General features: G+C 34.6%; 36 protein-coding genes. 29 read left to right on the forward strand and 7 right to left on the reverse strand.

Features of this window, described 5'->3' with window-relative positions:
• Nucleotides 1-6 precede the first annotated feature (6 nt).
• The 27 genes from ACYQ3X_RS08790 to panD all read left to right on the forward strand — a co-directional run bounded on the left by ACYQ3X_RS08790 (nucleotide 7) and on the right by panD (nucleotide 21,916).
• Nucleotides 7-519 carry a shikimate kinase gene (locus tag ACYQ3X_RS08790; RefSeq protein WP_460181438.1) on the forward strand — a complete coding sequence of 171 codons (513 nt, stop codon included), beginning with the start codon at nucleotides 7-9 and terminating at the stop codon, nucleotides 517-519.
• Nucleotides 506-1,585, forward strand: coding sequence for a 3-dehydroquinate synthase (gene aroB / locus ACYQ3X_RS08795; protein WP_460181439.1), 1,080 nt, complete (start codon nucleotides 506-508; stop codon nucleotides 1,583-1,585). Before ACYQ3X_RS08790 ends, aroB begins: the two co-directional genes overlap by 14 nt.
• Nucleotides 1,578-2,267, forward strand: coding sequence for a response regulator (locus ACYQ3X_RS08800; protein WP_460181440.1), 690 nt, complete (start codon nucleotides 1,578-1,580; stop codon nucleotides 2,265-2,267). The genes aroB and ACYQ3X_RS08800 overlap by 8 nt, the downstream gene beginning before the upstream one ends.
• A complete protein-coding gene (locus ACYQ3X_RS08805) occupies nucleotides 2,267-3,430 on the forward strand; it encodes a sensor histidine kinase (RefSeq protein ID WP_460181441.1) in 1,164 nt (387 codons plus the stop codon). Before ACYQ3X_RS08800 ends, ACYQ3X_RS08805 begins: the two co-directional genes overlap by 1 nt.
• Nucleotides 3,431-3,500: 70 nt before the next feature.
• Nucleotides 3,501-4,508: a hydrogenase small subunit gene (locus ACYQ3X_RS08810; RefSeq protein WP_460181442.1), complete on the forward strand. Its 1,008-nt coding sequence runs from the start codon at nucleotides 3,501-3,503 to the stop codon at nucleotides 4,506-4,508.
• Between the two features lie 14 nt (nucleotides 4,509-4,522).
• Nucleotides 4,523-6,190 carry a nickel-dependent hydrogenase large subunit gene (locus tag ACYQ3X_RS08815; RefSeq protein WP_460181443.1) on the forward strand — a complete coding sequence of 556 codons (1,668 nt, stop codon included), beginning with the start codon at nucleotides 4,523-4,525 and terminating at the stop codon, nucleotides 6,188-6,190.
• Nucleotides 6,191-6,257: 67 nt separating this feature from the next.
• Complete coding sequence (locus tag ACYQ3X_RS08820) at nucleotides 6,258-6,746, forward strand: HyaD/HybD family hydrogenase maturation endopeptidase (protein WP_460181444.1); 489 nt, start codon at nucleotides 6,258-6,260, stop codon at nucleotides 6,744-6,746.
• Nucleotides 6,719-6,973, forward strand: coding sequence for a HypC/HybG/HupF family hydrogenase formation chaperone (locus ACYQ3X_RS08825; protein ID WP_460181445.1), 255 nt, complete (start codon nucleotides 6,719-6,721; stop codon nucleotides 6,971-6,973). The genes ACYQ3X_RS08820 and ACYQ3X_RS08825 overlap by 28 nt, the downstream gene beginning before the upstream one ends.
• On the forward strand, nucleotides 6,955-7,176 hold the full coding sequence (locus ACYQ3X_RS08830) for a sulfurtransferase TusA family protein (protein WP_460181446.1): 222 nt from the start codon (nucleotides 6,955-6,957) through the stop codon (nucleotides 7,174-7,176). The genes ACYQ3X_RS08825 and ACYQ3X_RS08830 overlap by 19 nt, the downstream gene beginning before the upstream one ends.
• A gap of 2 nt (nucleotides 7,177-7,178) precedes the next feature.
• On the forward strand, nucleotides 7,179-9,080 hold the full coding sequence (locus tag ACYQ3X_RS08835) for a two-component system sensor histidine kinase NtrB (RefSeq protein ID WP_460181447.1): 1,902 nt from the start codon (nucleotides 7,179-7,181) through the stop codon (nucleotides 9,078-9,080).
• A 4-nt stretch (nucleotides 9,081-9,084) separates the two neighbouring features.
• Complete coding sequence (gene dcd, locus ACYQ3X_RS08840; RefSeq protein ID WP_460181448.1) at nucleotides 9,085-9,633, forward strand: dCTP deaminase; 549 nt, start codon at nucleotides 9,085-9,087, stop codon at nucleotides 9,631-9,633.
• Nucleotides 9,630-10,334: an orotidine-5'-phosphate decarboxylase gene (pyrF, locus tag ACYQ3X_RS08845; RefSeq protein WP_460181449.1), complete on the forward strand. Its 705-nt coding sequence runs from the start codon at nucleotides 9,630-9,632 to the stop codon at nucleotides 10,332-10,334. Before dcd ends, pyrF begins: the two co-directional genes overlap by 4 nt.
• Nucleotides 10,334-11,227 (forward strand): GGDEF domain-containing protein, encoded by an 894-nt coding sequence (locus ACYQ3X_RS08850; RefSeq protein ID WP_460181450.1) that lies wholly within the window; start codon nucleotides 10,334-10,336, stop codon nucleotides 11,225-11,227. Before pyrF ends, ACYQ3X_RS08850 begins: the two co-directional genes overlap by 1 nt.
• A 20-nt stretch (nucleotides 11,228-11,247) precedes the next feature.
• Entirely contained in the window at nucleotides 11,248-11,469 is a 222-nt protein-coding gene (locus tag ACYQ3X_RS08855; protein WP_460181451.1) for a DUF433 domain-containing protein, read from the forward strand.
• Nucleotides 11,466-11,834 (forward strand): DUF5615 family PIN-like protein, encoded by a 369-nt coding sequence (locus ACYQ3X_RS08860; RefSeq protein WP_460181452.1) that lies wholly within the window; start codon nucleotides 11,466-11,468, stop codon nucleotides 11,832-11,834. Before ACYQ3X_RS08855 ends, ACYQ3X_RS08860 begins: the two co-directional genes overlap by 4 nt.
• A gap of 49 nt (nucleotides 11,835-11,883) precedes the next feature.
• Complete coding sequence (locus ACYQ3X_RS08865; protein WP_460181453.1) at nucleotides 11,884-12,315, forward strand: glycine zipper 2TM domain-containing protein; 432 nt, start codon at nucleotides 11,884-11,886, stop codon at nucleotides 12,313-12,315.
• Nucleotides 12,284-12,745, forward strand: a complete 462-nt coding sequence (gene mntA / locus ACYQ3X_RS08870; RefSeq protein WP_460181454.1) for a type VII toxin-antitoxin system MntA family adenylyltransferase antitoxin — start codon at nucleotides 12,284-12,286, stop codon at nucleotides 12,743-12,745. Before ACYQ3X_RS08865 ends, mntA begins: the two co-directional genes overlap by 32 nt.
• Complete coding sequence (gene hepT, locus ACYQ3X_RS08875; protein WP_460181455.1) at nucleotides 12,738-13,184, forward strand: type VII toxin-antitoxin system HepT family RNase toxin; 447 nt, start codon at nucleotides 12,738-12,740, stop codon at nucleotides 13,182-13,184. The genes mntA and hepT overlap by 8 nt, the downstream gene beginning before the upstream one ends.
• Nucleotides 13,165-13,734 (forward strand): orotate phosphoribosyltransferase, encoded by a 570-nt coding sequence (gene pyrE, locus ACYQ3X_RS08880; RefSeq protein WP_460181456.1) that lies wholly within the window; start codon nucleotides 13,165-13,167, stop codon nucleotides 13,732-13,734. The genes hepT and pyrE overlap by 20 nt, the downstream gene beginning before the upstream one ends.
• Entirely contained in the window at nucleotides 13,731-14,480 is a 750-nt protein-coding gene (locus ACYQ3X_RS08885) for a hypothetical protein (RefSeq protein WP_460181457.1), read from the forward strand. Before pyrE ends, ACYQ3X_RS08885 begins: the two co-directional genes overlap by 4 nt.
• A 59-nt stretch (nucleotides 14,481-14,539) precedes the next feature.
• Entirely contained in the window at nucleotides 14,540-15,295 is a 756-nt protein-coding gene (locus ACYQ3X_RS08890; protein ID WP_460181458.1) for a YebC/PmpR family DNA-binding transcriptional regulator, read from the forward strand.
• A 1-nt stretch (nucleotide 15,296) separates the two neighbouring features.
• Nucleotides 15,297-15,908 (forward strand): DUF502 domain-containing protein, encoded by a 612-nt coding sequence (locus ACYQ3X_RS08895; RefSeq protein WP_460181459.1) that lies wholly within the window; start codon nucleotides 15,297-15,299, stop codon nucleotides 15,906-15,908.
• Nucleotides 15,908-17,263, forward strand: coding sequence for a bifunctional UDP-N-acetylglucosamine diphosphorylase/glucosamine-1-phosphate N-acetyltransferase GlmU (gene glmU, locus ACYQ3X_RS08900; protein ID WP_460181460.1), 1,356 nt, complete (start codon nucleotides 15,908-15,910; stop codon nucleotides 17,261-17,263). Before ACYQ3X_RS08895 ends, glmU begins: the two co-directional genes overlap by 1 nt.
• Complete coding sequence (gene glmS, locus ACYQ3X_RS08905; RefSeq protein ID WP_460181461.1) at nucleotides 17,263-19,104, forward strand: glutamine--fructose-6-phosphate transaminase (isomerizing); 1,842 nt, start codon at nucleotides 17,263-17,265, stop codon at nucleotides 19,102-19,104. The genes glmU and glmS overlap by 1 nt, the downstream gene beginning before the upstream one ends.
• Nucleotides 19,105-19,161: 57 nt before the next feature.
• Nucleotides 19,162-21,261 carry a UvrD-helicase domain-containing protein gene (locus ACYQ3X_RS08910; RefSeq protein ID WP_460181462.1) on the forward strand — a complete coding sequence of 700 codons (2,100 nt, stop codon included), beginning with the start codon at nucleotides 19,162-19,164 and terminating at the stop codon, nucleotides 21,259-21,261.
• A 3-nt stretch (nucleotides 21,262-21,264) separates the two neighbouring features.
• Entirely contained in the window at nucleotides 21,265-21,552 is a 288-nt protein-coding gene (gene gatC / locus ACYQ3X_RS08915) for an Asp-tRNA(Asn)/Glu-tRNA(Gln) amidotransferase subunit GatC (protein ID WP_460181463.1), read from the forward strand.
• Between the two features lies 1 nt (nucleotide 21,553).
• Nucleotides 21,554-21,916: an aspartate 1-decarboxylase gene (gene panD, locus ACYQ3X_RS08920; RefSeq protein WP_460181464.1), complete on the forward strand. Its 363-nt coding sequence runs from the start codon at nucleotides 21,554-21,556 to the stop codon at nucleotides 21,914-21,916.
• Here panD and bioD read toward each other — a convergent pair.
• On the reverse strand, nucleotides 21,904-22,629 hold the full coding sequence (gene bioD, locus ACYQ3X_RS08925; protein WP_460181465.1) for a dethiobiotin synthase: 726 nt from the start codon (nucleotides 22,627-22,629) through the stop codon (nucleotides 21,904-21,906). The two genes, panD and bioD, sit on opposite strands and share 13 nt — an antisense overlap.
• 81 nt (nucleotides 22,630-22,710) lie before the next feature.
• Between bioD and ACYQ3X_RS08930 the strand changes: the two genes are divergently transcribed.
• A complete protein-coding gene (locus tag ACYQ3X_RS08930) occupies nucleotides 22,711-23,286 on the forward strand; it encodes a hypothetical protein (protein WP_460181466.1) in 576 nt (191 codons plus the stop codon).
• On the forward strand, nucleotides 23,273-23,926 hold the full coding sequence (locus ACYQ3X_RS08935; protein WP_460181467.1) for an HAD-IA family hydrolase: 654 nt from the start codon (nucleotides 23,273-23,275) through the stop codon (nucleotides 23,924-23,926). Before ACYQ3X_RS08930 ends, ACYQ3X_RS08935 begins: the two co-directional genes overlap by 14 nt.
• On the opposite strand, the gene ACYQ3X_RS08940 is transcribed toward ACYQ3X_RS08935, so the two are convergent.
• The 6 genes from ACYQ3X_RS08940 to rpmB are packed head-to-tail and all read right to left on the reverse strand — an operon-like array spanning nucleotide 23,921 to nucleotide 25,885.
• The gene (locus ACYQ3X_RS08940; protein WP_460181468.1) at nucleotides 23,921-24,292 is read right to left on the reverse strand and encodes a DVU0772 family protein; all 372 of its coding nucleotides are present in this window, start codon (nucleotides 24,290-24,292) and stop codon (nucleotides 23,921-23,923) included. The genes ACYQ3X_RS08935 and ACYQ3X_RS08940 overlap by 6 nt on opposite strands.
• Nucleotides 24,293-24,310: 18 nt before the next feature.
• Nucleotides 24,311-24,628: a ferredoxin-thioredoxin reductase catalytic domain-containing protein gene (locus tag ACYQ3X_RS08945; RefSeq protein ID WP_460181704.1), complete on the reverse strand. Its 318-nt coding sequence runs from the start codon at nucleotides 24,626-24,628 to the stop codon at nucleotides 24,311-24,313.
• Between the two features lies 1 nt (nucleotide 24,629).
• The gene (locus ACYQ3X_RS08950; protein WP_460181469.1) at nucleotides 24,630-24,884 is read right to left on the reverse strand and encodes a glutaredoxin family protein; all 255 of its coding nucleotides are present in this window, start codon (nucleotides 24,882-24,884) and stop codon (nucleotides 24,630-24,632) included.
• Complete coding sequence (locus ACYQ3X_RS08955; protein ID WP_460181470.1) at nucleotides 24,877-25,224, reverse strand: hypothetical protein; 348 nt, start codon at nucleotides 25,222-25,224, stop codon at nucleotides 24,877-24,879. Before ACYQ3X_RS08955 ends, ACYQ3X_RS08950 begins: the two co-directional genes overlap by 8 nt.
• Nucleotides 25,225-25,247: 23 nt before the next feature.
• The gene (locus ACYQ3X_RS08960; RefSeq protein ID WP_460181471.1) at nucleotides 25,248-25,694 is read right to left on the reverse strand and encodes a DciA family protein; all 447 of its coding nucleotides are present in this window, start codon (nucleotides 25,692-25,694) and stop codon (nucleotides 25,248-25,250) included.
• A gap of 2 nt (nucleotides 25,695-25,696) precedes the next feature.
• Nucleotides 25,697-25,885: a 50S ribosomal protein L28 gene (rpmB, locus tag ACYQ3X_RS08965; protein WP_460181472.1), complete on the reverse strand. Its 189-nt coding sequence runs from the start codon at nucleotides 25,883-25,885 to the stop codon at nucleotides 25,697-25,699.
• Nucleotides 25,886-25,950: the final 65 nt, after the last annotated feature.

The raw sequence follows: 25,950 nt of genomic DNA on the forward strand, positions 1-25,950 counted from the left end.
TTTAACATGAAAAACATTGTTCTCATAGGATTTATGGGCACAGGGAAAACCTCAGTTGGAAAAATTCTATCAGAAAAGCTTGGCTTTAAATTCATTGATGTTGATGAAGTGATTGAAAAAACTACAGGAATGAAAATAAATGAAATTTTTTCAAGATTTGGAGAGTCTCGTTTCAGAGACATTGAATCAGAAGTTATAAATCTTATAACTAAAAAGGATTCACAGGTTATTGCCACTGGAGGAGGAGTTGTATTAAGAGAAGAAAATATGAAAAATCTTAAAGAAAATGGTGTAATTTTTTGTCTTAACGCTTCAGAAAATGTTATTTTTGAAAGACTTAAGCATTGTAAAGACAGACCTCTACTGCAAGTTGAAAATCCTGAGGAAAGGATAAGGGAACTTCTTGACAGCAGAAAATCTCTTTATGAAAAAGCAGATTTTTGCATTAACACTGAAGGATTAACTCCTGAACAGGTTGCAGAAAAAATAATTGAGAGGTTGAGAGATGGAAAAACTTAGAGTTGAGCTTGGTGAACGAAGTTATGAAATTCTTATTGACAGAGGAAATCTCTCTCTTATTGGAGAGAGATTGCTCAGATTTTCTATAGGGAAAAAAGTAGCTGTGATTAGTAATCCCAAAATTTCTGAGTTTTACGCGGAAAAAGTAATATCATCCCTGAAAAAAGAAGGATTTGACACTTACATAGTTTTAATCCCGGATGGAGAGCTTTATAAAGACTATTTCTGGGCATATCATATTCTTACTCAACTTCTTGAAGCTGGATTTGACAGACGCTCCTTACTTATTGCTTTAGGAGGAGGTGTGATCGGAGACATCACAGGCTTTGTTGCTTCCATATACATGAGAGGCATACCTTACATTCATATACCAACAACTTTGCTTGCCCAGGTTGATAGTTCAGTGGGTGGAAAAACAGCTGTTAATCATCCCCTTGGCAAAAACATGATTGGTAGCTTCTGGCAACCTTCCTTAGTATGGATTGATGTTGATACCCTTGATACTTTACCTGAAAGAGAGTTTATCTCAGGTTTATCTGAGGTTATAAAATATGGAATTATATGGGATAGAGAATTTTTTGAGCTTCTTGAGGCAAACAGAGAAAAAATTCTGAGAAAAGAAAAGGAAATACTCATTCAGATAATAAAAAGAGCCTGTGAAATCAAGGCAGAGGTTGTTTCAAAGGATGAAAGAGAAATCGCTCTCAGAGCTATACTAAATTATGGTCATACAATTGGACATGCCATTGAAACTCTAACTGGTTACAGCAGATATCTTCATGGAGAGGCGATATCAATTGGAATGGTCTATGAGGCAAAGCTGAGTGCCATGCTTGGTTTTCTTGAAAGGGAAGCTCTGGAAAGAATAAAAAACATTTTGAAAAACTTTGGATTACCTATAAATCTCCCTATTAATATGGATTCCTCAGCCATGATAAAAACCATTTTGCTTGATAAAAAGAATATTGAAGGGAAAATCAGGATGGTTATTCCAGAGGCAATAGGCAAAATGAAAATAAATTTTGAAATATCAGAGGAGGATTTAAAAAAGGTTTTAAATGAATGAAAAAATTTTAATAGTTGAAGACGAAAAGGAGATTGCTGATTTAATAGCCTATACTCTTAAAAAGGAAAATTTTGATGTAACAATAGCTCTTGATGGCGAGACAGCTTTAAAGAAACTGAAAGAAAATTCCTTTGACCTCGTAGTTCTTGACCTCATGTTACCCAAAATTCAGGGGATTGAGATATGCAAAGTTATGAGAAAAAATCCAGAGATGCAAAAAACAGGAATAATAATTGTAACTGCAAAAGGTGAAGAGTTTGATAAAGTGAGAGGACTGGAGGCTGGAGCAGATGATTACATTACAAAGCCTTTTAGTCCAAAAGAGCTTCTGGCGAGAATAAAAGCAGTTTTAAGGAGAACAATGCCACCACACACTGAGCAGAGGATTATAAAGATAAAAGAAATGGTAATAGATAAGGAGAAATATCTGGTAACAGTAAAAGGGCAGGTAAAAAGGCTTTCAGCAACTGAGTTTAAACTTCTTTTATACCTTGCAGAAAGACCAAATAAAATTTTTAACAGAGACCATCTTATTGATGCTGTGTGGGGACATGATATTTATGTGGATTCAAGAACAGTGGATGTTCACATAAGAAGACTTCGTTTAAAAATTGAAGAAGATCCTGATAATCCAGAATATATAAAAACCCTTCGTGGAATTGGCTATTACATTGAGGCTTGATGATAGTGGAATTTTTAATATTTCTGATTTTTCTTTTAATCCTTATAATTTTAATCCTTGCAGGCAGAATAAAAACGCTTTCTCAAAGAATACAGGCTCTGCGGAGTGAGAAAAATTTTTATGAATTACCTCAAATCAGATCATCTCAAAGCTTTGAAACTGTTTTAAAATCAATAACAGAAGGACTTCTCATTATTGATCTTAAAGGTTATATAATGCTTGCCAATCAAAGCCTTAGAGATATTTTAAAGATAGAAGAACCTCCGGAAGGAAAACCTGTAATTGAAGTTATTAGAAACATAGATTTAATAAATCTTATAAGTTCAGCTATGAGGGAAAAACAGGACTTAACTGAAGAAATCACAGTTAAAAAAGGAGGGAAAGACATATATCTTCTTGCAAAAGCAATGCCTGTGATTGATTCAGGTAGTGTATCTTTTTTAATAATTCTCCTTCATGATATAAGCAGGCTTAAACAACTTGAAAATATAAGAAAAGATTTTGTTGCAAATGTTTCACATGAATTTAAAACTCCTGTTACTGCTATAAAGGGCTATGCAGAAGCTCTTCTTGATGGAGCAGTTGATGATAGAGAGAATGCGAGAAAATTTATTGAGATCATAAAAAATCAGGCAGACAGACTTGATGCACTTGTAGAAGATCTTTTGACTCTTTCAAGGATTGAATCAGGGGATTTAAAAATTGAAAAGGAAAGAATACTGCTTGAGAGTCTGGTAGACTCAGTTTTTGAGATTTTTAAAGAGAAGGCAGAGGGGAAAGGTCTTCTTTTAAAAAAAGAAATCCCACCTGAAACATTTATTTATGCTGACAAAAACAGATTTATTCAGATAATGATAAATCTCATAGACAATGCTATAAAATTTACTGAAAAAGGCTCAGTCAAAGTAAGATTTTTCAAAGAAAATGATAAAGGAATTCTTTCAGTGGAGGATACAGGGATTGGAATTCCAAAGGAGCATCTTCATAGAATTGGAGAAAGATTTTATAGAGTTGACAGAGCTCGTTCAAGACAGCTTGGTGGAACAGGATTGGGGTTAGCTATAGTTAAACACCTTGTTTTAGCTCATGGATGGCAGTTAAAAATTGACAGTGAGATAGATAAAGGAACAGAAGTGAAAATTATCATGAATGATAATTTTTAAAAATCTCTTGACAAATTAGAAAAAAATATATAGACTTTTATACAGAAAAAAATTTTTTTGGGGGGCATGTATGGAAAGAGAAACAATCTATGAAGGATTGGTTCGTAAAGGGGTTTCAAGAAGAGACTTCCTTAAGTTTTGTGCTTCTACTGCAGCAGTATTAGGACTTTCCTCTTCTTTTGTTCCAAAGATAGCTGAGGCAATGGAAAAAAAACAAAAACCAGTAGTTGTCTGGCTTGAGTATCAGGATTGTGCAGGTTGTTCTGAAAGTATCTTGAGAGCAAGCAAGCCAACAATTGGTCAGATTGTTCTTGATGTAATTTCTCTTGAGTATCATGAAACTATCATGGCAGCAGCAGGACATCAGGCGGAAAAATCCCTGCATGATGCAATCAAGAACTATAAGGGTAAATACCTTGTGGTTATTGAGGGAGCACTTACAGACAAAGATGGAGGTATTTACTGCACCATTGGTGGAAGATCCAATGTTGACATCGCAAAAGAAGTATGCAAAGATGCTATGGCAGTAATTGCTGTTGGAAACTGTGCATGCTTTGGTGGAGTTCCGGCAGCAAAGCCAAATCCCACAGGTGCTGTTGGTGTAATGGATATTATTAAAGACAAACCTGTAATTAATCTTCCCGGATGTCCATTGAATGTGGAAAACTTTACAGCAACAGTGGTTTACTTTCTCACATTTGGAAAACTTCCAGCAGTTGATAAACTCAAGAGACCTCTTTTTGCTTATGGAAAACTCATCCATGACAACTGTGAAAGAAGAGGACACTTTGATTCAGGAGAATTTGTAAAAGCATGGGGAGATAAAGGACACAGACAGGGTTGGTGTTTGTTTGAGCTGGGCTGCAAAGGTCCTTTTACCAATCATAACTGTCCTACAATTAGATGGAATGAAGGTGTTAGCTGGCCAGTGATGGCAGGGCATCCTTGCATTGGTTGTTCAGAGCCAAAGTTCTGGGATAATAATCTTTATGCTGAAGCTGAGAAAAATACTTTCTATGCTAAAGCAGTTGGTCTTGCTGCAATGGCTGGTATAGTAAATAAACTAAAAACAGAATAATAAAGGGGGCATGTATGGCAAGGTTAGTCATTGATCCTGTAACAAGGATTGAGGGGCATTTAAGAGTAGAAGCCACTGTGAATGGTGGAAAGGTAAAAGATGCCTGGTCTTCCTGTACAATGTGGCGTGGTATGGAAATTGTTCTTAAGGGAAAAGATCCAAGAGATGCATGGGCATATGCACAGAGAGCATGCGGTGTTTGTACAACTGTTCATGCAATTGCATCAGTAAGAGCAGTTGAAGATGCAATTGGAGCAAAGATTCCAGATAATGCAAGAATTTTAAGAAACATTATAATGGCAAATCAGAATGTTCAGGATCACATTATTCATTTCTATCATCTCCACGCACTTGACTGGGTTGATGTTGTTTCAGCATTAAAGGCAGACCCGGTTAAAACATCAGAGCTTGCAAAGAGTATATCTTCATGGCCCAAAAACTCTGCCACATACTTTAAGGCAGTTCAGGATAAAGTTAAGGCTTTTGTAGAAAGAGGTCAACTTGGAATATTCAGTAATGGATACTGGGGACATCCAGCATATAAACTTCCACCAGAAGCAAACTTAATGGCAGTTGCCCACTATCTTGAGGCACTGGATGTTCAGAGAGAAATTATAAAGATTCAGGCACTTCTTGGTGCAAAGAACCCTCATCCACAGACATTTGTTGTTGGTGGGCAGTCAACACCTGTTGATGCTGAAAGTCAGAATGCACTTAACGCAGACAGCATTGCATTTATGCTTAAGTATGCTGATATGGCAATTGAGTTTGTTGAGAAGGTTTACATTCCTGATCTTCTTGCAGTTGCATCTTTCTATAAAGAATGGGCTGGAATTGGAGGATTTAATAACTTCCTTGCTTGTGGAGACTGGCCTGATGCAAGTGGTAAGATGTATCTGCCAGGTGGAGTTATTAAGAACAAGAATTTAGGCAAGATTGAGCCATTAGATCACAAGAAATTCAAAGAATACATTACACATTCATGGTATAAATATTCAAAAGGTGATGTAGGACTTCATCCATGGGAGGGTGAGACAACGCCTAACTATACAGGACCAAAACCTCCTTATGAGTATCTCAATGTTGAAGGAAAATACAGCTGGGGTAAGGCAATCAGATATGAAGACCTTCCAATGGAAGTAGGTCCTCTTGCAAGAATGCTTGTTGCCTACGGACTCGGGCATAAGGATGTAAAAGAAGTTGTTGATATGGTTCTTAAGAAACTCGGAGTAGGACCTGAGGCATTGTTCTCTACACTTGGAAGAACTGCTGCAAGAGGAATTGAGACACTTCTTATGGCTCATAAGACCAAGGATTACATAATGGAACTTGCTGGTAATATGAAAAAAGGAGACACAAAGATAGCTGATACAGACAAGTGGGATCCAAAGACATGGCCCAAGGAGTGTAAAGGAGTAGGATTCCATGACGCACCTCGTGGATGTCTTGCTCACTTTGTTGTTATAAAGGATGGAAAGATTGCTAACTATCAGATGGTTGTTCCATCAACATGGAATCTCTCACCAAGAGACCATAAAGGTCAGCGCGGTCCTGTTGAGGAAGCACTTGTCAATACACCTGTTGCTGACTCCAAAATTCCACTTGAACTTCTTAGAACAATTCACTCCTATGACCCATGCATGGCATGCGGAATGCACATGATTGAGGTGAGAGAGGAATAAAGAAATAAAATCAAAACAAAAATTACCAGCCCTCCCTTGCTGGGAGGGCTTTTTATTGGAGAGAAAAATGGAAATTGGTATAATTGGAGTAGGGAATATTCTTTTAAAGGATGAGGGAGTTGGTCCAAAAGTTGTTGAGATACTCAGGAAAAATTATAAGTTTGAGCCTGAGATTGAAATAATTGATGGTGGAACACTGGGACTTGAACTTCTCTCTTACATTGAAAAGTATAAAAAAATTCTTTTGATAGACATAGTTGATTTTCATAAAGAACCTGGATACATAGGCATTTTAAAGGGAGAAGAGATACCTCCTTTTTTAAAAACAAAGCTTTCTCTTCATCATGTAGGAGTGCAAGACCTTCTTGAGATCGCAAGGCTTATGGGTATGATGCCTGAAGAGCTTGTTCTGGTAGGTATTCAACCTGAGATTATAGATATGGGACTTGACCTATCAGAGACAGTAGCTGGTAAAATAGGTGAGTTAATACGTGCAGTTTTAGAAATTTTAAATTCATGGGGGGTAAAATGTGTCTTGCAGTGCCATCAAAGATAATTGAAATAGACGGATATACTGCAACTGTTGATGTAATGGGACTGAGGAAACAGGTCAGTTTAATGTTGCTTCCTGAGGAACCAAAAATTGGCGAGTATGTCCTTGTTCATGCAGGTTTTGCTATAAACAAAATGGATCCAGCAGAAGCAGAAGAGGCATTGAAAATTTTTGAAAAAATATTCAAAGAAATGGAGGAACAGGAAAAAGCTTGGCAGACAGAAGCTTAGATTTTTCAGGATTAAAATGTCCCATACCTGTTCTTAAACTCAGTGCTATTTATCCAGAATTTAGAAAAGGTGAAATAATAGAAGTCATAGGAGATTGTCCTACCTTTGAAAAAGACATAAAAGCCTGGTGCCAGAAACTTGGCAAAACAATTCTTAATATAGAAAAATTCGGAAATAAAATAAAGGTTACAATAAGGATCTAATTATGGAGCTTTATCCCTGTCCTTATGGTGGATATCTTAAATGTAATAATCCTTTATGTGAATATAGAAATAGTTTAAGTGAGGTTCTTCATCTATGTTCTAATGTTTTGTTAAAGATTGCTGAAGGTGATACTTCTTATAAAATAGACCTTCAATTTGATAGATATGCAGTTCAAAGGCTTATCAATTCCATAAACAAAGTTTCAGAAGAAGTTTCTGTTATGATAGAGCTTACTCATGAGCTTGCAATTGGTATTTGTGAACATTTTGATGTTTTAAAAAGGATTCATGAAGGAGACTTTACAGCAACTGCATCTGAAGACTCTTCTATTGAAATTGTAAAGATGCTCGGTCAGTTAATTAATAAACAGAAAGAAACATTCATGAAATTTATCAGTGACATTCAAAAACAGGATGAAGAAATTCTTCATCTTTTTGAGCAGCAAAGGACAATTCTATCTTCTATAGGAGTTGCCATTATAGTTGTTGAAGAAGACATGACAATTGAATTTACTAATGAAGAGTTTGAATCTTTAACAGGCTATAAAAAACATGAAATTGAAGGTAAAATGAAGTGGACAGCGTTTTTTACTGAAGAGATGCTTGAAAAAATGATAGAGTATCACAAACTAAGAAGAATCTCTCCGAGCTTTGCTCCAAGACAGTATGAATCAAAGCTTAAGGACAGAAATGGAAAAATTAAAGATGTTCTTTTAAATGTTGCCATGATCCCTTATACGAAAAAATCAGTTGCCTCAATAATAGATATTTCAGAAAGAAAAAAAATACAGGAACAACTGATTCATTCTCAAAAGATGGAATCCTTAGGTTTTCTTTCAGGAAGAGTTGCCCATGAGTTTAATAACATTCTTACTGGAATAATAGGATTTGCAGGACTTCTTCATACAAAAATAGAAGAACCAACTCTTAAAAACTTTGTTGAAAAAATTATTGATGCCGGTGAAAGAGCAAGAGATCTGGCAAAGAAACTGCTTGCATTCAGCAGAAAAGAGGAGCTCGGAGAAATTCAGGAAATCAGTTTAAATAAGTATATTAAAGAGTTTTCAGATTTTGTAAGACCAATTATTGGAAGAGATATTGAGTTAAAACTCCATATTCCTGAGGAAGAAATTTTTTATAAAATTGATAAAACCCATCTTGAAGTAATTCTTATGAATCTCATTACAAATGCTCGTGATGCAATGCCAGAAGGAGGAGAGCTTTCAATTGGGCTGAAAGAAATTTCAATTGATATTGAGTATTCATATACACATCCTCTTGTAAAGCCTGGAGAATATGTTCTCATATGCGTGTCTGATACAGGAACAGGCATGGATGAACAGACAAAGCAAAGAATATTTGAACCATTTTTTACAACAAAACCAAAAGGTAAAGGAACAGGTTTAGGACTTTCTACAGTTTTTGGAGTTGTAAGGCAGTATGATGGACACATTCATGTATACAGTGAGCCAGGCAAAGGAACAACATTTAAGATATATTTACCAGTAAAAGACAGAAAAACAAAACATCCCATAGAGCCTGAGCTTTTAAAAGGTAAAGAGACGATTCTTGTTGTTGATGATGATGAACAGGCAAGAGGATATATTTCATCCTTTCTAAAAGAATACGGTTACAGAATTTATGAAGCTAAAGATGGAGATGAAGCTTTAAAGCTTTATGAAAAACACAAAGATGAGATCTCCCTTTGTCTTATTGACCTTGTTATGCCTGGAATCTCTGGTATTGAAGTTATGAAACAGATTAAGAAAATAAAACCAGAGACAAAGGTTATTATAATGAGCGGGTATCCAGTGCAGTTTAAAGATTTTATTTCAGTTGAAAAAACATTATCTCCTGAGGAAGTTTTACTTAAAATAAGAAATACAATTGATGAGAAGGAGTGAGGCTATGGTAAGAAATGATAGATGGATAAAACAGATGGCTCGTAAAGGAATGATTGAGCCCTTTGAGGAAGGTCTTGTAAGAGAAGGTGTTATTTCTTTTGGTGTAAGTTCCTATGGCTATGACATGAGAGTTGCTGATGAGTTTAAGATTTTTACTAACATAAACAGCACTGTTGTTGATCCAAAAAATTTTGATCCTAAAAGCTTTGTTGAATTTAAAGGTCCTGTATGCATAATTCCTCCAAACTCCTTTGCCCTTGCTCGTTCTGTGGAGTATTTCAGAATTCCAAGAGATGTGCTTGTAATATGCATTGGAAAGTCAACCTATGCAAGATGCGGAATAATTGTAAATGTAACGCCTTTAGAACCGATGTGGGAAGGATTTTTAACAATAGAGATATCAAATACAACGCCTCTGCCAGCAAAGATTTATGCCAATGAAGGTATTGCACAGCTTATATTTTTAAAGGCTGAAGAAGAATGTGAGGTCTCCTATGCTGACAGAAAAGGAAAGTATCAGGCTCAGCAGGGTATAGTGTTGCCAAAGATATGATTGACCTAAGTCGTATAATAGTTGCCCTTGATTTTTCAAAAAAAGAAGATGCTTTAAAGATTGTTGATGAACTTGAAGGGCTTATTAATTTTTACAAAGTAGGGCTTGAGCTTTTTATCAGCGAAGGAGCTGAAATTTTAAAAATTCTCAAAAATAAAGGAAAGAAAGTTTTTCTTGATCTCAAATTTCATGACATTCCTAACACTGTTTACAAAGCTGTAAAATCTGTGCTTCAATATGAAATTGACATGTTTACAGTTCATGCCTCTGGTGGTATTGAGATGATGCAAAGGGCTGTCATGGCTGTAAAAGAATATTCTTACAAAGAAGATATACAGCCACCTAAGATTTTAGGAGTTACAGTATTAACAAGTCTCAGTGAAGAAGCATTAACTCAGGTTTTTTCTTTTCCAGTTTCCAGAGAAGTTCTTGCTAAAAATTTAGCGTTAAAGGCAAAACAGGCAGGAATGGATGGAGTTGTCTGTGCAGTTTCTTCAATAAAAAACATTAAAGAGTTGTGCGGAAAGGATTTTACCGTTGTAACTCCAGGAATAAGATTAAAAAATTCTGATTTTCATGATCAAAAAATAGTTGCCACTCCATATGAAGCTTTCTATCAGGGTGCAGACTATATAGTGATTGGAAGAGCTATTACTGAGGAAGCAGCAAGGAGGACAATTATTAAAATGATAAATCTGTAATGAATCTGTGTCTTTGTTCAGATAGAAAAAGAACTATAAAAAAGTTGCATGATTTTCTAAAAGAAGAAGTGAAAAATTTTTTTGTCTATCCAATAGATGATGAAACTATTGATAGAATTTATAAAAACCAGCCTGATATAATTATTCTTGATTTTTGCCCAAGAGTATGCTGGAAGTTACTGAAAAAAATCACTCAAGCACCCACTCTCAGAGAGATTCCAATAATTTTGATATTAAGGAGAAAAGATGAAAAAACCATTGAAAAACTTTGTAACTATGAGATTTTTGACTATGTCATAGAGCCTTTTTTAAACTGCGAGCTTTTAATGAAGATAAATAAAGCAAATGAAATTATTGAGCTTAAAAAAGATTTTAACAGTCTTCTTACAAAAGACCCCTTAACAGGCGCTTATCAAAGAGGCTTTTTATTAGAAAGAATAAATGAGGAGCTTCAGTGGTGCAATCTTTATAAAGAGCCTTTAACTATTGCAATGTTTGACATAGACTTTTTTAAAAAAATAAATGATACCTACGGGCATCAGACAGGTGATAAAGTTTTAATGGAGTTAATATATCTTGCTCACATTAGCATGCCTGAAAGAGCACTGATTGGAAGATATGGAGGTGAGGAGTTCTGTATTCTTCTACCAGGCACTGATGAAAATACAGCAAGGGAAATTTTAGAGGCTTTCAGAGAAAAAGTTGAAAAACATGATTTTTATACATTCAAAGGAGAAAAAATTAAAAATACAATAAGCATAGGATTTACAACATACTATGGACAAGAGGGATATTCAATTGATGAAATAATACAGAAAGTGGATATAGCTCTTTACAAGGCAAAGCAAACAGGAAGAAATAGAGTAATTTTTGAAGCAATTGAGTTAGAATAAAAGAAAAAGGAGGAGGTTAAATGAACATAGAGAGAATTTCAGTGGATCCTCAAATTTGCAGTGGAAAGCCCTGCATAAAGGGAACAAGAATTCCTGTTCATATAATTCTTGAGCTCTTAGCTTCAGGAGAAAGCTTTGAAAATATAAAAAAAGCGTATCCTAACATTACAGATGAAGACATTAAAGCATGTTTAAATTATGCCGCTGTTCTTGCTGATGAAGAAGCTGGTGTATTTACATGAGATTTCTTGCTGATGAGAACTTATTTGAATCTATTGTTGAATACTTGAAAAATCAAGGACACGATGTATTATGTATACGAGGCAGTTTATCAGGGATTAAAGATGATGAGGTGTATAAAATAGCCTGTGAGCAGAATCGTATAATTATTACAATGGACAAGGATTTTTCAAAAATTTTCAGATTTCATCCTAAATACTGCGGTGGAATTATGATAGTTAAAATTTATAGACATACCATTGAAGAAACATGTGAAATATTTAAAAAATTTTTTCAGATGCTCAAAGAGAAAGATATTTCAGGAAATTTAATTGTTATTACTCCAAATGGGATAAGAATTAAACGATTCAAGGAAGAAATAGAGTAATTTTTGAAGCAATTGAGTTAGAATAAAAGAAAAAGAAGGAGGTTAAAATATGAAAGGACTGGCTTTAGTATTAGCAGCATTGATGCTTTTTACAGTTGCATGTGGGCAGCTTCAGCAACAACATTATGAAGGAGCAGGAGCAGGTGCAGTGGTTGGTGGTATAGCAGGTGCACTTCTTGACAAAAAAAATCCATGGCGTGGCGGAGTTATTGGAGCTGGATTGGGTGCAGTGCTTGGAGCAACACTGGCTGATATCTCAGTGAGAGGCTCTCGTGAAGCTTATCAGACTGGAAAACCTGTAGAATACAGAACTGAAGATGGAAGAGGTTACTACAGAGCAGAACCAGCAAGTGATTACTACTATAAAGACCCTTATACAAAATGCAGAAAAGTATCAGAAAAAGTATGGGAAAACGGAAAACTTGTAAAAGATACTGTAAAAGAGGTATGTGAGTCTGAAAAACAGGAAAGAAGCTATTAAAAATGGAGAAATAACGTTATACCAGATTCCTGAGGAAGAAAAAAGAAAAATATCTGAGATTATAAAAACAGAGCTTGAACAGGAAGACCGTATTGCTTTTGCCTATTTATTCGGCTCTTTTATTGAGAATGCTCCCTTCAGGGATATTGATATAGCTGTTTTTATTGAAAATTTTGAGGAAAGCGAATGGCAGTATTATGAGATTGCTTTACCTGATAAAATAGAAAAAAAACTAAACTATCCTGTTGACTGTAAAATTTTGAATGATGCAGATGTTTTTTTTGCTTACAATGTAGTAAAAGGTAAGCTTATAACTGTAAAGAATGAAGAGCTATGGGAAGATTTTTTAATCTATACTCTTAAACTCTATGCTGATTTTTATCCTTACTGGATAAGACATCTAAAGGAGGTTCTATCTTCAGGTGCTTAATCCAGAAAGAATAATGTTAAATTTTAAAGAAATTGAGGAAGCTTTATCGCAGCTTGAAAAAATTAAAAAAGTTCCTTTAGAGGAGTTTCTAAACAATCCTGACTACAGATACATTGCCTATGCGAGCTTTATTATTCTCGCAGAAGCTGTGATTGATATATGTTACCACATTGCTGTTAAGAAGTTTAAACTAACTCCTTCAACCTATGCAGAATGTTTTGATATTCTTAAAGAAAAAGGTATATTCAGCCAAAACATATCTGAAACTCTTTCAAATATGGCTCGTTTTAGAAATTTACTTATACATCGTTATAAACAGATAGATTTTAAAAAAGTTTATGAGTTTACGAAAAATTTAGAAGTTATCGGAGAGTTTAAAAAAACCATAACTAAACTACTGGAGGCTGAAACAGAAAATCATGAAAGAAAAACTCATTAAACTAATTTATGAAAAGGCATTTAAATACTCTGAAACTCCCATATTTCAGCTCACCTCAGGAAGGCTTAGTAACTATTACTTTAACTGTAAAGCAGTAACACTTTCTCCAGAAGGAATGTATTTGATAGGAAATATTATTTATAACATGATTTCCAGCCTTAATATAAAAGGTATTGGTGGACTTACTCTTGGTGCTGATCCAATTGCCAGTGCTGTAGCCTATACATCCTACTTAAGAAATAATCCAGTAGAAGCATTCGTTGTTAGAAAAAAAGCAAAGGAACATGGCACAATGCAGTGGATAGAGGGAAATATAAAAGAGGGAGACAGTGTAGTGGTGGTAGACGATGTAATTACAACAGGTAGCTCAACAATTCAGGCAATAACCCGTCTTAAGGAAGCAGGGATTTTTGTAAAAAAAGTGGTCGTTCTTGTGGACAGACAGGAGGGTGGAAGAGAAAATATATTGAGATTTCTTGAAGAATGCGGATTTCCTCAAGAATTGGAAGCAGTTGTATTAAGGGATGATGTAATGAAGTTTAGAAAGTGAAAAGCGAGATCAGATTTCAATGTATGATTCACTGCTCCTCTGCCTGTTGCGGAGGAGCAACAATTCTTACATTGAAAGAGGTTGGCACGCTTTACAGTTTTTTCCCGATTACAGTGGGATTCAGAAAAATACATCCTTTTAATTCTTCTCATAAAGCTTATATAGAAGATTTTGCCATTAAATACAAACATTCTTATATAATTGGAGATTTCATAGCTGGAAATCGTTTTAAAAAAAGATGCAAAATGCTCAGGGAATCCTTATGCTTCTTGCATGGCAAACATAAACCTCTTCAATGCAAAGTTATTCCATTTTCAGTGAGTTTTCCAGAAGAATTACAGAATCTTGTAATAGCAGAGAGAAGAAAAGGAGCTTTTCAGGCATGTAAAGGATTTCATAGGGATGCTCCTTTAATATGGGATGGTGAATTTATAGATGAAGAGCTTAAAGAGAATTTTCATAAACTTCGGCAGAATCTTATTTTCCAGAAAAACATCATGGAAAGGATTTTTTTAGGATTTGAGAATAATCCTTTTTTTAAAAAATTCATGATCGCTGAAAACGGTCTCTTTGAAACTCCAATTATGCCTGATTTTATTGATGAAATATGCAGTATTGCTTCAGTTGACAAATCTGAATTTATAAAGGCACAAAGAAGATTGTTTATTAAGGAGCTTACAGTGGGAGGTATTAAAAATTCTTTATTTATTGATGCTTTGAATGTTATGGAAAAGGTAAAAATTTGACATAAAAGGAAAAATCTTATTATTATTAAAAATATTCCATCCTTCTCTGGGAGGTTAGTGTGGCAGGTCATTCCAAATGGGCACAAATCAAACATAAAAAAGCTCAGGTTGATGCCAGAAAAGGAAAAATTTTTACAAAGCTTGTAAGAGAAATATCAGTAGCAGCACGTCTTGGTGGTGGAGATCCTGAAAAAAATCCCAGACTGAGAGTAGCCATTGAAAAGGCAAGAGAAGTAAATATGCCCTCTGACAATATAAAAAGAGCAATAATGAAGGGGACTGGAGAGCTTGCTGGCACAGCATATGAAGAAGTTACTTATGAAGGCTATGGTCCTGGAGGAGTAGCAGTTTTAATTGAAGCAATGACAGATAATAAAAACAGAACTGTTTCTGAAATAAGACATATTCTTTCAAAGCATGGCGGAAGTCTTGGAGAGTCTGGTTGTGTCTCATGGATTTTTGAAAAAAAAGGATACATTCTTGTTAACAAAAAATCTGTGGATGAGGACACTCTTCTTTCAGTTGCCCTGGATGCAGGTGTTGAAGATGTGAAAAATGATCCAAAAGAGGAAAGTTATGAAATAATTGTTTCACCTGAGAATTTAAAAAATGTAAAGGAGACTCTTCAAAAAGCTGGTATAAATGTTTCTCTGGCAGAGGTTACAATGTTGCCCAAAAACTATGTTCCTGTAGAAGGAGAAGATGCAGAAAAAATGCTGAGACTCATGGATGCCCTGGAGGATCATGACGATGTACAGAATGTATATGCAAACTTTGATATACCAGATGAGGCGATGAGCAAGGCAGAAGCATAGCATGGAACCATCTATTAGACTTACTTTTAAGAGAAAATTTATTGCCGGTCTAATAGTAACCATTCCTGTAGCAATAAGTATCTTTATCCTGATACAACTTTTTAAAATCATAGATGGTCTCTTAGGTCCTATATATGACTACATTTTTGGTAAACACATCGCTGGATTAGGATTTATAACAGCGCTATTAGTTGTGTTTATTGTAGGTGTTATATCAACTAATGTATTTGGAAAAAAGCTTTTAGATCAGATTGAAAAATTGCTCTTTCTTAAAATTCCCATTTTTAAAAGTCTTTATTCTTCGCTTAAGCAGTTAATTGATGCATTTTCACCTGAAAATAGAACATCGTTTCAGAAGTTTGTAATTGTTGAGTATCCAAGAAAGGACAGTTTCATGTTTGGATTTCAGACAAAGGAGTGTTTTTTAAGAGAAAATAATATGGAAAAAAAACTTATTGCCGTTTACATACCAACCAATAATCTTTATCTTGGAGAAGTTGTGCTTTTTGAACCTGAAAGTGTAATTCATACAAACATTCCAATTCAGGAAGGAATAAAAATAATTCTTTCAGGTGGAATAGCAGCACCACAGATAATAAGAGGTGATAAATAGTGGATGTGGTAATTCTGGCAGCAGGAATGGGTACAAGAATGAAATCCACGCTGCCAAAACTGCTTCACAGGATTCTTGATAAACCAATTATAGACTATGTTATAGATTGTGCTCAGAGTTTAAATCCTTTCAGTATATTTGTGGTTGTAAATCCATCTCTAAATAAAGTGATAGAACATCTTAGTATGAGAAATGTAAAAATTATTTTTCAGAACGAACCAAAAGGAACAGCTAATGCTGTGGAAGTTGCTCTGCCTTACATAAAAAGTGAAAAAATCCTTATTCTTAATGGTGATACACCTTTGATAAAAAAGGACACACTTTTCAAATTTTTAAGGCTCTTTGATGAGAAGGCTCAAGACCTGGCAATTCTTTCCTTTTTTCCTGACCGACAGCATTCTTATGGAAGAATTTTGAGAAACTCTAAGGGTGAGATTGAAAAAATAGTTGAAATCACTGATTATTCTGGTTCTGAATCAGGCGAGGCTAACAGCGGAATCTATATGGCAAAAAAAGAAGTGCTTGAGCTTGTTAAGGAGATTAAAGAAAATCCTCGTAAAGGTGAGTTTTACTTAACAGATCTTGTAGAAATAGCCATAACTAAAGGATATAAAGTGGATGCCTATGCAATGGCAGAAGAAGATGAATTAATTGGTATAAACAATCGGGAAGAACTTTCCCTTGCTATGAAATATTTAAGAGACAGAGTTGTTAAAGAATTAATGTCTCAGGGTGTTACATTTTATGAGCCAGACTCAGTCTGGATTTCTCCTTCTGTGAAAATTGGACAGGATACAATAGTCTATCCAAATGTTTTTCTTGAAGGCAATACTGTTATAGGAAATAACTGCATTATTTATCAGGGAGTAAGAATTCGTGACAGTGTAATTGAAGAAATGGTTCAGGTAAAGGACTGCACAGTTATTGAAGGCTCCTACATAAAATCAGGTTCAAAAATTGGTCCTTTTGCCCATATAAGACCTGAAAGTTTTATTGGAAAGGAATGTAGAATTGGTAATTTTGTGGAGGTCAAAAAATCAGTAATTGGAGATGGGACAAAGGCAGCTCATCTTAGTTATCTCGGAGATGCTGAAATAGGTAAGAATGTAAACATTGGTGCAGGCACAATTACATGCAATTATGATGGAAAGAAAAAACATAAAACAACAATAGAAGATGAAGTTTTCATAGGAAGTGATACACAGCTTGTAGCACCTGTAAAAGTTGCAAAAGGTGCATATATTGCTGCAGGCTCTACAATTACAAAAGATGTTCCAGAAGACTCACTTGCTATATCAAGAACACCTCAAAAACACATTAAAGGCTGGGCAAAGAAAAAAAGGGAGAAACAGTGATGTGTGGTATTATTGGATACATAGGTGAAAAAAGGGCTGTTCAGATAGTGCTTGATGGATTAAAAAGGCTTGAATACAGAGGATATGACTCAGCAGGAATAGCCTGTTTAATTGATGGTAGAATTAAAACTGTAAAATGCAAAGGAAAGATTAAAGACCTGGAACAACTTATTAAGACTGAGAATCCTCAACTTTTGAATTCACAGCCATATCTGGCAATAGGACACACAAGATGGGCAACTCATGGTAAACCTTCGGATGTAAATGCTCATCCTCATTGCTCTGGTGGAATTGCTCTGGTTCATAACGGTATTATTGAAAACTATGCTGCTTTGAAACATGAATTAACAAAGGAAGGTTATAAATTCATCTCTGAGACTGATACAGAAGTAATTGCTCATCTCATAAATAGATACAGAGCTAACCTTAATATTGAGGAAGCAGTAAGACAGGCAGTTAAAATGCTCAAAGGCTCCTATGCTCTTGTAATAATTGATGAGAAAGAGCCAGATAAAATCATTGGCGTGAGAATGGAAAGCCCCATTGTTGCTGGAATTATAGATAATGAAAAGTTCATTGCCTCTGATGTGCCAGCCTTTCTCCATTACTGTAACAGAGTAATTTTTCTTGATGATGGTGAGATGATTGTGCTCAAGAAAGATGATTTTAAGGTGTTTGATATAAATGGTAAAGAGAAAAAGAAAAAAACGCAAACCATTACATGGACAGCCTCAATGGCTGAAAAAGGTGGATATAAGCATTTTATGCTCAAAGAAATACATGAGCAACCAAGAGCTATTGCAGACACAATTAGAGGAAGGGTTTTACCTGATGGTTCAAAGGTGGTTTACAAAGAGCTTGGAATAAGTTTTGAAGAGCTGGCTCTTACAAGAAAAATATATCTTGTTGCATGTGGCACATCCTATCATGCTTGTCTCATTGGTAAATACATGATTGAAAGAATAGCAAAAATACCTGTTGAGGCAGATATTGCCTCTGAATTCAGATACAGAGATGTTCCCTTTGAGGAAGGTTCTCTCTTCATAGCAGTAACCCAGTCTGGAGAAACAGCAGATACTCTTGCAGCACTGAAGTTTGCAAAAAAATCCAGAGTAAAAACTCTTGCCATATGTAATGTTGTGGGAAGTACAGCATCAAGGGAAGCAGACGGAGTTTTTTATACCCATTCAGGTCCTGAAATAGGCGTTGCTTCAACAAAGGCTTTTACCAGTCAGATTGTAGCCCTTTATCTTCTTAGTTTTGCTCTTTCAAACTCAAAAAGAGTATATCCGGCTGACAGCTATACAGGTTTTTTGAGAGAACTTCTTGTTCTTCCAAGAATGGCTGAAGAAGCTTTAAAGCTTGAAGATGAAATAAAGCAGCTTGCAAAGGAAGTTTACAGAAAACAAAATTTTCTATATCTTGGTAGAGGACCGCATTATCCTGTTGCTCTTGAAGGAGCACTTAAACTCAAGGAAATATCCTATATCCATGCAGAGGGATATGCTGCTGGTGAGATGAAGCATGGACCCATTGCTTTGGTAGAAGAAGGATTCCCTGTAGTTTTCATTGTTTCCAATGATTTATATCTTGACAAGAACGTATCCAACATGCAGGAAATAAAGGCAAGAGATGGCTTTATAATAACAATTTCAGACAGTAAGGAAGAAAAACTTAAGAAGTTGTCTGATAGACTTATTTATGTGAAAGGAATAAACAGCTATCTTAATACAGTGCTTTTCAGCATTCCTCTTCAGTTACTTGCTTATCATGTGGCAGTTTTAAGAGGATGTGATGTGGATCAACCAAGAAATCTTGCAAAAAGTGTTACTGTTGAATAGATTGAACTTTAAACTTTAAATTTTGAATCGCCGTAAGGCGTAAGGAGGGGTATAGCCATGAAAGATTTCCCCCTGTCGGAATTAAATCCGGCACAACAGGAAGCAGTTCTTTACTGTGAAGGTCCACTTCTTGTTCTTGCAGGAGCAGGAAGTGGTAAAACAAGAGTGATTACTTATAAGTATGCCTATCTTAAAGAAGCAATGAGACTGCATCCATCTTCCATATTCACAGTAACTTTTACCAACAAGGCAGCTGATGAGATGAAGGAAAGAATTTTTAAAATCTGTAATGGCGCGCTTAAAAATCCCTGGATAGGAACATTTCATTCTTTATGCTTAAGGATACTGCGAGCTCACATTGAAAAAATTGGTTATAAAAAAGACTTTATCATTTATGACGAAGATGATCAGGCAGGATTAATAAAAAGGATTTTAAAGGACATGAACATGCATGAAGCTTTATGTAAATGCGTTGTGAACAAAATAAGCAATCTGAAATCAAATCTGCTCACTTGGGAAGATTATATTTCAAATATTGAAGGTTATGAGTTTGAAGAAAGACTGGGTAGAATATATATGCGATACCAAACAGAACTTCAAAAATGTAATGCTCTGGATTTTGATGATCTAATTCTTTGCGTAATAAAGTTATTCAAGGAAAATGAAGATTTACTCAAGCGATACTCTGAACAATTCAGATATATACTTGTGGATGAATTTCAGGATACTAATAAGTCTCAGTATGAACTGTTACAACTTCTTTGTAAATATCATGGAAATATCTGTGCTGTTGGAGATGATGATCAGAGTATTTACAAATTCAGAGGAGCAAATGTCTATAATATCCTCAATTTTGAAAAAGACTTCCCACATACAAAAGTAGTTAAACTGGAGCAGAATTATCGTTCTACAAAGCATATAATTTTTGCTTCCACTGCCATGATTTCAAAAAATCCAATGAGAAAACCAAAAACTCTCTGGACAGAAAGAGATTGGGGAGAAAAAGTTTTTTACTGTCAATTAAGCAATGAAGAGGAAGAAGCAAAGTATATAGCAAAAAATATAAAGGAGCTTTATCTTAAAGGCGATTATGAATTTAGAGATTTTGCAATTCTTTACAGATTGGTTCTTCAGGCAAGAGCACTGGAAGAGGCTTTGCGGATGGAAGGAATACCCTATCAGGTAATCAGTGGAGTGAGCTTTTACCACCGTAAAGAAATAAAAGATGTGCTTGCTTATATGCGATTTATTTTAAACAAAGAAGACAATGTAAGCCTTATGAGAATAATAAATACTCCTCCAAGGGGAATCGGAGCAGGAGCTTTATTAAAAATTGAAAATGAAGCTAAAAAACACATGATATCAATCTATGAAGCAATAAAAAAGATGATAAAAGATGATTCTGTTGCAGTTAATTTAAAAGAAAAGCTTTTATCTTTTACTACTATTATAGATGAGCTTTCTAAGAAAGAGTATCAGGATGCTGCATCAATGATAAAGGATATACTGAATCTTACAGGATATCTTGAAGAAATTGAAGAAGATAGAATTCAGAATGTTTTAGAGCTCCTCAGTTCTGCAGAAAAAGTATCTGTAAGGGAATTTCTTGATAAAGTCGCTCTTCTTTCAAGTGTGGATACATGGGAAAGCAGGAAAAACGGAGTCTGCCTTCTTACCCTTCATGCAGCCAAGGGACTTGAGTTCCCAGTGGTTTTCATTGCAGGCTGCGAAGAGGGAATTTTACCTTACTTTAAGGCGCTTGAAGATCCTCTTGAGTTGCAGGAAGAAAGAAGACTTTTTTATGTGGGAATGACAAGAGCCAAGAATCTTTTATATATTACAAGTGTAAGGCAGAGAAAACTTTATTCAAAAATCCAAAAACAAGAGCCATCAAACTTTATCAAAGATATTCCATCTGAATACTGCACATGCATCAGAAAGGATTACTCAACATTTACTCCAGAAAAGAAGGAATTAGAAAAACCAAGGGTTAAGCATCCCTTTGTAATAGGATGCAAAGTGAAGCATCCCACATGGGGAGTTGGAGTTGTAAGAGACTGTTATGGAGAAGGAGATGATTTAAAGGTTGTTGTTAACTTTCCAGGCATAGGGGTTAAAAAATTAGCGCCAAAAATTGTAAACTTAGAGAGGGTGTAAAAAATGAAAATAACAAAAGAAGAGGTAAAGCATATTGCAATGCTTAGCAGGCTTGAGCTTGATGAAAGAGAAATAGAGCTTTATCAGGATCAATTAAGCCGCATTCTTGATTATGTTGAAAAATTAAATGAAATTGATACAGCAGCTATAGAGCCTACATCTCATGTTATTGAGCTGAATAATGTATTCAGAGAAGATGCTGTTAAGGAGTCTTTACCAAGAGAGGAAGTATTAAAGAATGCACCTCAAGCTACAGATAAATTTTTTAAAGTTCCTAAAATAATAGAATAAGATGCTTAGAAGTTTTTTAAGAGCAAAACTGCATTTAGCAAAGGTAACAGAGACTAATTTATTTTATGAAGGCTCAATAAGCATTGATGCTGAGCTAATTGAGCTGGCTGGAATAATGCCTTATGAAAGAGTATGGATAAGTAATATGAATAATGGAGAAAGATTTGATACCTATGTTATTCCTGCTCCAAAAGGCTCAAAAACAATAGGACTTAATGGTCCAGCTGCAAAAAAAGCTCAGGTAGGAGACAGAATTGTTATCTTTTCCTATGGTTATCTTACGGAAAATGAAATTCCTTTGCATAAGCCAAAAATTGTAATCCTTGATGAAAATAACAATCCTGTAAAAGTTTATACTCCATGAAGCAATGCTTCAATATCAAGACTTTTTAGTGCTGTTTCTCCTATTCTGTCTTTATTCAGTTCAGTTAAATATGGAAAGACTCCAAGACAGGGTATATCAATCAATTCTTTTAAAACTTGTGGATTTGTTTTTTCAGCAATATCATTTTTTGCAGGCTCGGAAAAATTAATAATATAACCCTTTACAGGAATTTTCTTATTTTTCAATGCCTCTAATGTAAGAAGTGTGTGATTAATTGTTCCAAGAGCTGGTCTCGTTACTACTATTACAGGTAATTCCATATCCTTGATCAAATCCCTGACAAAATAAAAATTTGTTTTCCTTTTTTCTTCTTTAATAAGAGGAACCATTAATCCACCTACACCTTCAATAATAAGATAGTCATATTTTTTCTTAAGAGTTTCAAAGGATTTAAAGATTCTATCAATGTCAACCTCTGCATTTTCAAGCCTTGATGCCACAAGGGGGCTCAATGGATTTTCCATTTTTATAGGCGTTATTAAATCAACAGAGTCATTCATTTCAGCCATATCTCTTAAAAGCATTCCATCACTTGGTAGCAGTATCCCATCTTTGTTAAGACATCCTGTTTCAATAACTTTCATTGCACCAACCTTTAATCCTTTTTTTATAAAACTCCTCAATATGGCAGCTGTAACAATAGTTTTCCCCACTCCTGTATCTGTGCCTGTGATAAAATATCCAGTTTTCATATTAATCCTCCATTTAAAAGAATCTTATCGTTATATGGTATAATGTTATATAAAATAAAGGCAACCTGATAAGGAGGAACTGTGATTAGATTTGAAGAATTACAAATGAGAATAATGGATGCAGCAAAAAATTATCTTGATGTATATGAAATGTCCACATACATTGAACAGTATTCTCTAAATAAAGAGAGCAAGCTTTTAATGACCTTACCTGAAATTAAGCCACCCTATCCAATAAGTGCTACAGTATCATTTTCTTATAATGCCCATCAGACAAGTAGTTCATTTCTTTATGATGAGGATGAGGTAGAAGAGGACTCTGAAAGCTTTGAAAATATGGTAGAGATTGATGTTATCATAAATCTTCCATTTCTTGAAGGATACAATCATATAAGTGAGCTTTTTGAAGAGATAGTTAATGAGTATCCTGATGTGGATCTGGTTTTAGTAAAGAAAGAGTTTATTGGGAAAGATTTGATGCATGGTGAAGAATATGAAATTGCTTATTCCTACCCAGCTTCTATAGAAGAATTAAAGGATCTTCAGTTTTATGAAGAAATGTTTTTTGAATTAAGCAATATCTTACGTACCATTTACGAAAGAACAAGATTTTATATTGATATGTCTTGGTATTCAGCAGAAGATGAAACTTTTTAATGAAATAAAAACAATCCTTTTAGACATGGACGGAACTATACTGGATAAGTATTTTGATGATTATTTCTGGGAGATTTATGTGCCTCAAAAATATTCTGAAAAAGAAGGAATAAGCTTTGAAGAAGCTCAAAGAATACTTTTCTCAATGTATAAAGCAGAAGAAGGGAGTCTTAATTGGACAGACATAGATTTCTGGTCAGGTAAAACAGGTCTTGATATATTCCAGCTTAAAAAGGAAGTGGAACATCTTATTTGTCCTCATCCAGATACTGAAGAATTTTTAAAAGTTGTAAGCTCCAATGGCAAAAAGCTTTATCTTGTAACAAATGCACACAACAAAGTAATGGAGCTTAAACTTAAAAAAACAGGCTTTGATAAATATTTTCATGATATATTTACAGCCTTTGATATGGGCTATCCTAAGGAGAAAATTGAATTCTGGAAAAGACTTAAAGAAAAGCTTTCTTTTGAGCCAGAGTTTTCAATTTTTGTTGACGATACAGAAGAAATTCTCCATACAGCTAAACTTGCAGGAATAAGATTACCTATTTTAAGAGCAGTTTCTTCTGCTCGCTCCATTCCCCGTAAATCTAAGCAATTTTTAACAATAGTGAGCTTTGAAGAAATTTTTAATTTATAAAGCTCCGAGTTCTTTTTTTAACCACTGTTTTATCTTTTCATTTATGGGACACATTCCAAAGCATATTTTATCCCTGTTTTCATTAACTGCTTCAATAAGCATTTCTTCAGGAATTTCATCTATTCTTGCTATGGTTTCTCCATAATCCATCTGGGTATGTCTCATTATGAAAAGAACAGGCTTTGCACCTGAAGTATCAATGTATGGGATATATCCCTTGATTGGACCTTTATAAACTAATTTATCTCCTTCCTTTACACATCTTGGAGACATGACTTCCTTTGGCTCAACATCCCATAACATATTTTCTCTAAAAAAAGGATCTTCTTTTATTTCTTTAAGTGTTATTAATTCACTGAAAATCATGAAAATCACCTCCTTCTTTTATTTTTTTCTTCTTTCAGGAACAACATTTTCTTTTATTTTTCCTTCATTGTATTCTTTTGTCACATAAAGACCACAATAGCATCTTCCATACTCTTTTATGTCTTCTACACTGTAAATACAGGGACAGATTATATCAGCATCTGCCTTTCTGTCTCCTGAAGCCAATCTACACGGGCATGATCTGTAACCATAGCGTGCTTCATTTTTAAGCAATCCTTTCAAAAGTTCAAATACAAAATCTTTATCCTTGTTTAACTCCCAACCCTTAGAGCTGGCATATTTTTCTAAAATTTCATAGAGTTTTTCAGGAGTCATATCAGGCATTCAGTTCCAGAATTTTCCTTAGATTTTCCTCATCAAATCCTACCATAGCAGTCTCAACAACAATTGTTGGAAAGGTTTCCTGAGGATTAATTTTTTTCAATTCTTTCATCGCAAGCCATTGTTCACCACTTTCAAGAGTATCAACTTCAATTAACTCATATTCTACAGAGTTATTCTTTAAAAATTCTTTTACTTTTTTACATACAGGGCATGTGCTCAATGAATATAATCTAATTCTTTTAAGCATTGCCTTTCCTATTTTTATTAAATGTATTGTTAAGAGTTAACTGCACATCCTCAAGCATCTCAAAATTTGCATTTCTTATTGTCTCAAGAGGTAGTTTTAACATATTTGCCAGCTCTTCAAAGGGAATTTTTGACACATAACATAGCTCTGCGATAAGTATCTTTAATGCATCATCTTCTATCAAAGCTTTTAATTCATTATCATCTACCTTTACACTATCAACAGCGTCTCTGAAGGACATTCCATTTTTTATGTTCTGCATTATTTCTTTCATGGCTTTTTCATAAACTCTGCTTTCTTCCTCTGAATAATCCTTAAAAACAAAATTAAACTCTGCCATTATAAAACTCCTTAATTTTTATTTTACCCAAGTTTAAATTGATTTATAAATAAAAGATAATTTTTTAACAGGTTTTCAACAGTTGTTCTTATCTCCTCATCTTTTATCTTTTTAGTAATATCTTTTATCCACTCTTGCTGCTTCAGGGATAAACTAATTATATTTTTCTCATTGCTCTTTTCTTTCTGTTTCCTGTAAATTCTTCCAAAACAGAGTTCTACATCTTTTATTCCATAGGCATTAAGTTTTTTAAGAAATTCATCTTTTAGTAGAAGAAGCTGAGCAAGCCATACATGAGAGTTAACTGTCACATAAAGAACACCATTTCTTAGCTCCTTTGGATAAGTATGCTCTTTAACAGGAGAACCGAATATATTATCCCATTTTTTTCTTAAAAATTTAAGCGTTACTGCTTCTTCTATGCCAAAATTATTGAATAATGCAGGTAAAACTTGTCCTATTCTTTGCATTTCTAAATCGCTTTTGTAACAAGACCCGAACGAAGACATCTTGTGCAGACATGTACTCTTTTTGGACCTTTTTCAGTAATAATTTTCATTCTCTGAAGATTTGGAAAGAAATATCTTTTTGTTTTGTTATTTGCATGACTTACATTGTGACCAACCACTTTTTTCTTGCCACATACATAGCAGCTTGCCATTTTCCCTCCTCCTTAATTTGCATATACTTAATTATTTATGATAACATTTTATTGATTTAGAAACA

This window comes from Thermodesulfovibrio sp. TK110, from assembly GCF_054658355.1.

Excerpts from the sequence above, each read along its gene's own strand:
- ACYQ3X_RS08835 (WP_460181447.1), top strand. The coding sequence starts at position 7,179 with ATGGAGCTTTATCCCTGTCCTTATGGTGGATATCTTAAATGTAATAAT.
- ACYQ3X_RS08800 (WP_460181440.1), top strand. The coding sequence starts at position 1,578 with ATGAATGAAAAAATTTTAATAGTTGAAGACGAAAAGGAGATTGCTGAT.
- ACYQ3X_RS08960 (WP_460181471.1), bottom strand. The coding sequence starts at position 25,694 with ATGCAAAGAATAGGACAAGTTTTACCTGCATTATTCAATAATTTTGGC.
- pyrE (WP_460181456.1), top strand. The coding sequence starts at position 13,165 with ATGAAAGAAAAACTCATTAAACTAATTTATGAAAAGGCATTTAAATAC.
- ACYQ3X_RS08815 (WP_460181443.1), top strand. The coding sequence starts at position 4,523 with ATGGCAAGGTTAGTCATTGATCCTGTAACAAGGATTGAGGGGCATTTA.
- dcd (WP_460181448.1), top strand. The coding sequence starts at position 9,085 with ATGGTAAGAAATGATAGATGGATAAAACAGATGGCTCGTAAAGGAATG.
- ACYQ3X_RS08955 (WP_460181470.1), bottom strand. The coding sequence starts at position 25,224 with ATGGCAGAGTTTAATTTTGTTTTTAAGGATTATTCAGAGGAAGAAAGC.
- ACYQ3X_RS08865 (WP_460181453.1), top strand. The coding sequence starts at position 11,884 with ATGAAAGGACTGGCTTTAGTATTAGCAGCATTGATGCTTTTTACAGTT.
- glmS (WP_460181461.1), top strand. The coding sequence starts at position 17,263 with ATGTGTGGTATTATTGGATACATAGGTGAAAAAAGGGCTGTTCAGATA.
- ACYQ3X_RS08825 (WP_460181445.1), top strand. The coding sequence starts at position 6,719 with ATGTGTCTTGCAGTGCCATCAAAGATAATTGAAATAGACGGATATACT.
- rpmB (WP_460181472.1), bottom strand. The coding sequence starts at position 25,885 with ATGGCAAGCTGCTATGTATGTGGCAAGAAAAAAGTGGTTGGTCACAAT.
- ACYQ3X_RS08860 (WP_460181452.1), top strand. The coding sequence starts at position 11,466 with ATGAGATTTCTTGCTGATGAGAACTTATTTGAATCTATTGTTGAATAC.
- ACYQ3X_RS08810 (WP_460181442.1), top strand. The coding sequence starts at position 3,501 with ATGGAAAGAGAAACAATCTATGAAGGATTGGTTCGTAAAGGGGTTTCA.
- gatC (WP_460181463.1), top strand. The coding sequence starts at position 21,265 with ATGAAAATAACAAAAGAAGAGGTAAAGCATATTGCAATGCTTAGCAGG.
- pyrF (WP_460181449.1), top strand. The coding sequence starts at position 9,630 with ATGATTGACCTAAGTCGTATAATAGTTGCCCTTGATTTTTCAAAAAAA.
- ACYQ3X_RS08895 (WP_460181459.1), top strand. The coding sequence starts at position 15,297 with ATGGAACCATCTATTAGACTTACTTTTAAGAGAAAATTTATTGCCGGT.
- ACYQ3X_RS08855 (WP_460181451.1), top strand. The coding sequence starts at position 11,248 with ATGAACATAGAGAGAATTTCAGTGGATCCTCAAATTTGCAGTGGAAAG.
- ACYQ3X_RS08820 (WP_460181444.1), top strand. The coding sequence starts at position 6,258 with ATGGAAATTGGTATAATTGGAGTAGGGAATATTCTTTTAAAGGATGAG.
- ACYQ3X_RS08805 (WP_460181441.1), top strand. The coding sequence starts at position 2,267 with ATGATAGTGGAATTTTTAATATTTCTGATTTTTCTTTTAATCCTTATA.
- ACYQ3X_RS08935 (WP_460181467.1), top strand. The coding sequence starts at position 23,273 with ATGAAACTTTTTAATGAAATAAAAACAATCCTTTTAGACATGGACGGA.
- bioD (WP_460181465.1), bottom strand. The coding sequence starts at position 22,629 with ATGAAAACTGGATATTTTATCACAGGCACAGATACAGGAGTGGGGAAA.
- ACYQ3X_RS08850 (WP_460181450.1), top strand. The coding sequence starts at position 10,334 with ATGAATCTGTGTCTTTGTTCAGATAGAAAAAGAACTATAAAAAAGTTG.
- aroB (WP_460181439.1), top strand. The coding sequence starts at position 506 with ATGGAAAAACTTAGAGTTGAGCTTGGTGAACGAAGTTATGAAATTCTT.
- ACYQ3X_RS08940 (WP_460181468.1), bottom strand. The coding sequence starts at position 24,292 with ATGATTTTCAGTGAATTAATAACACTTAAAGAAATAAAAGAAGATCCT.
- panD (WP_460181464.1), top strand. The coding sequence starts at position 21,554 with ATGCTTAGAAGTTTTTTAAGAGCAAAACTGCATTTAGCAAAGGTAACA.
- ACYQ3X_RS08910 (WP_460181462.1), top strand. The coding sequence starts at position 19,162 with ATGAAAGATTTCCCCCTGTCGGAATTAAATCCGGCACAACAGGAAGCA.
- ACYQ3X_RS08790 (WP_460181438.1), top strand. The coding sequence starts at position 7 with ATGAAAAACATTGTTCTCATAGGATTTATGGGCACAGGGAAAACCTCA.
- ACYQ3X_RS08950 (WP_460181469.1), bottom strand. The coding sequence starts at position 24,884 with ATGCTTAAAAGAATTAGATTATATTCATTGAGCACATGCCCTGTATGT.
- ACYQ3X_RS08945 (WP_460181704.1), bottom strand. The coding sequence starts at position 24,628 with ATGACTCCTGAAAAACTCTATGAAATTTTAGAAAAATATGCCAGCTCT.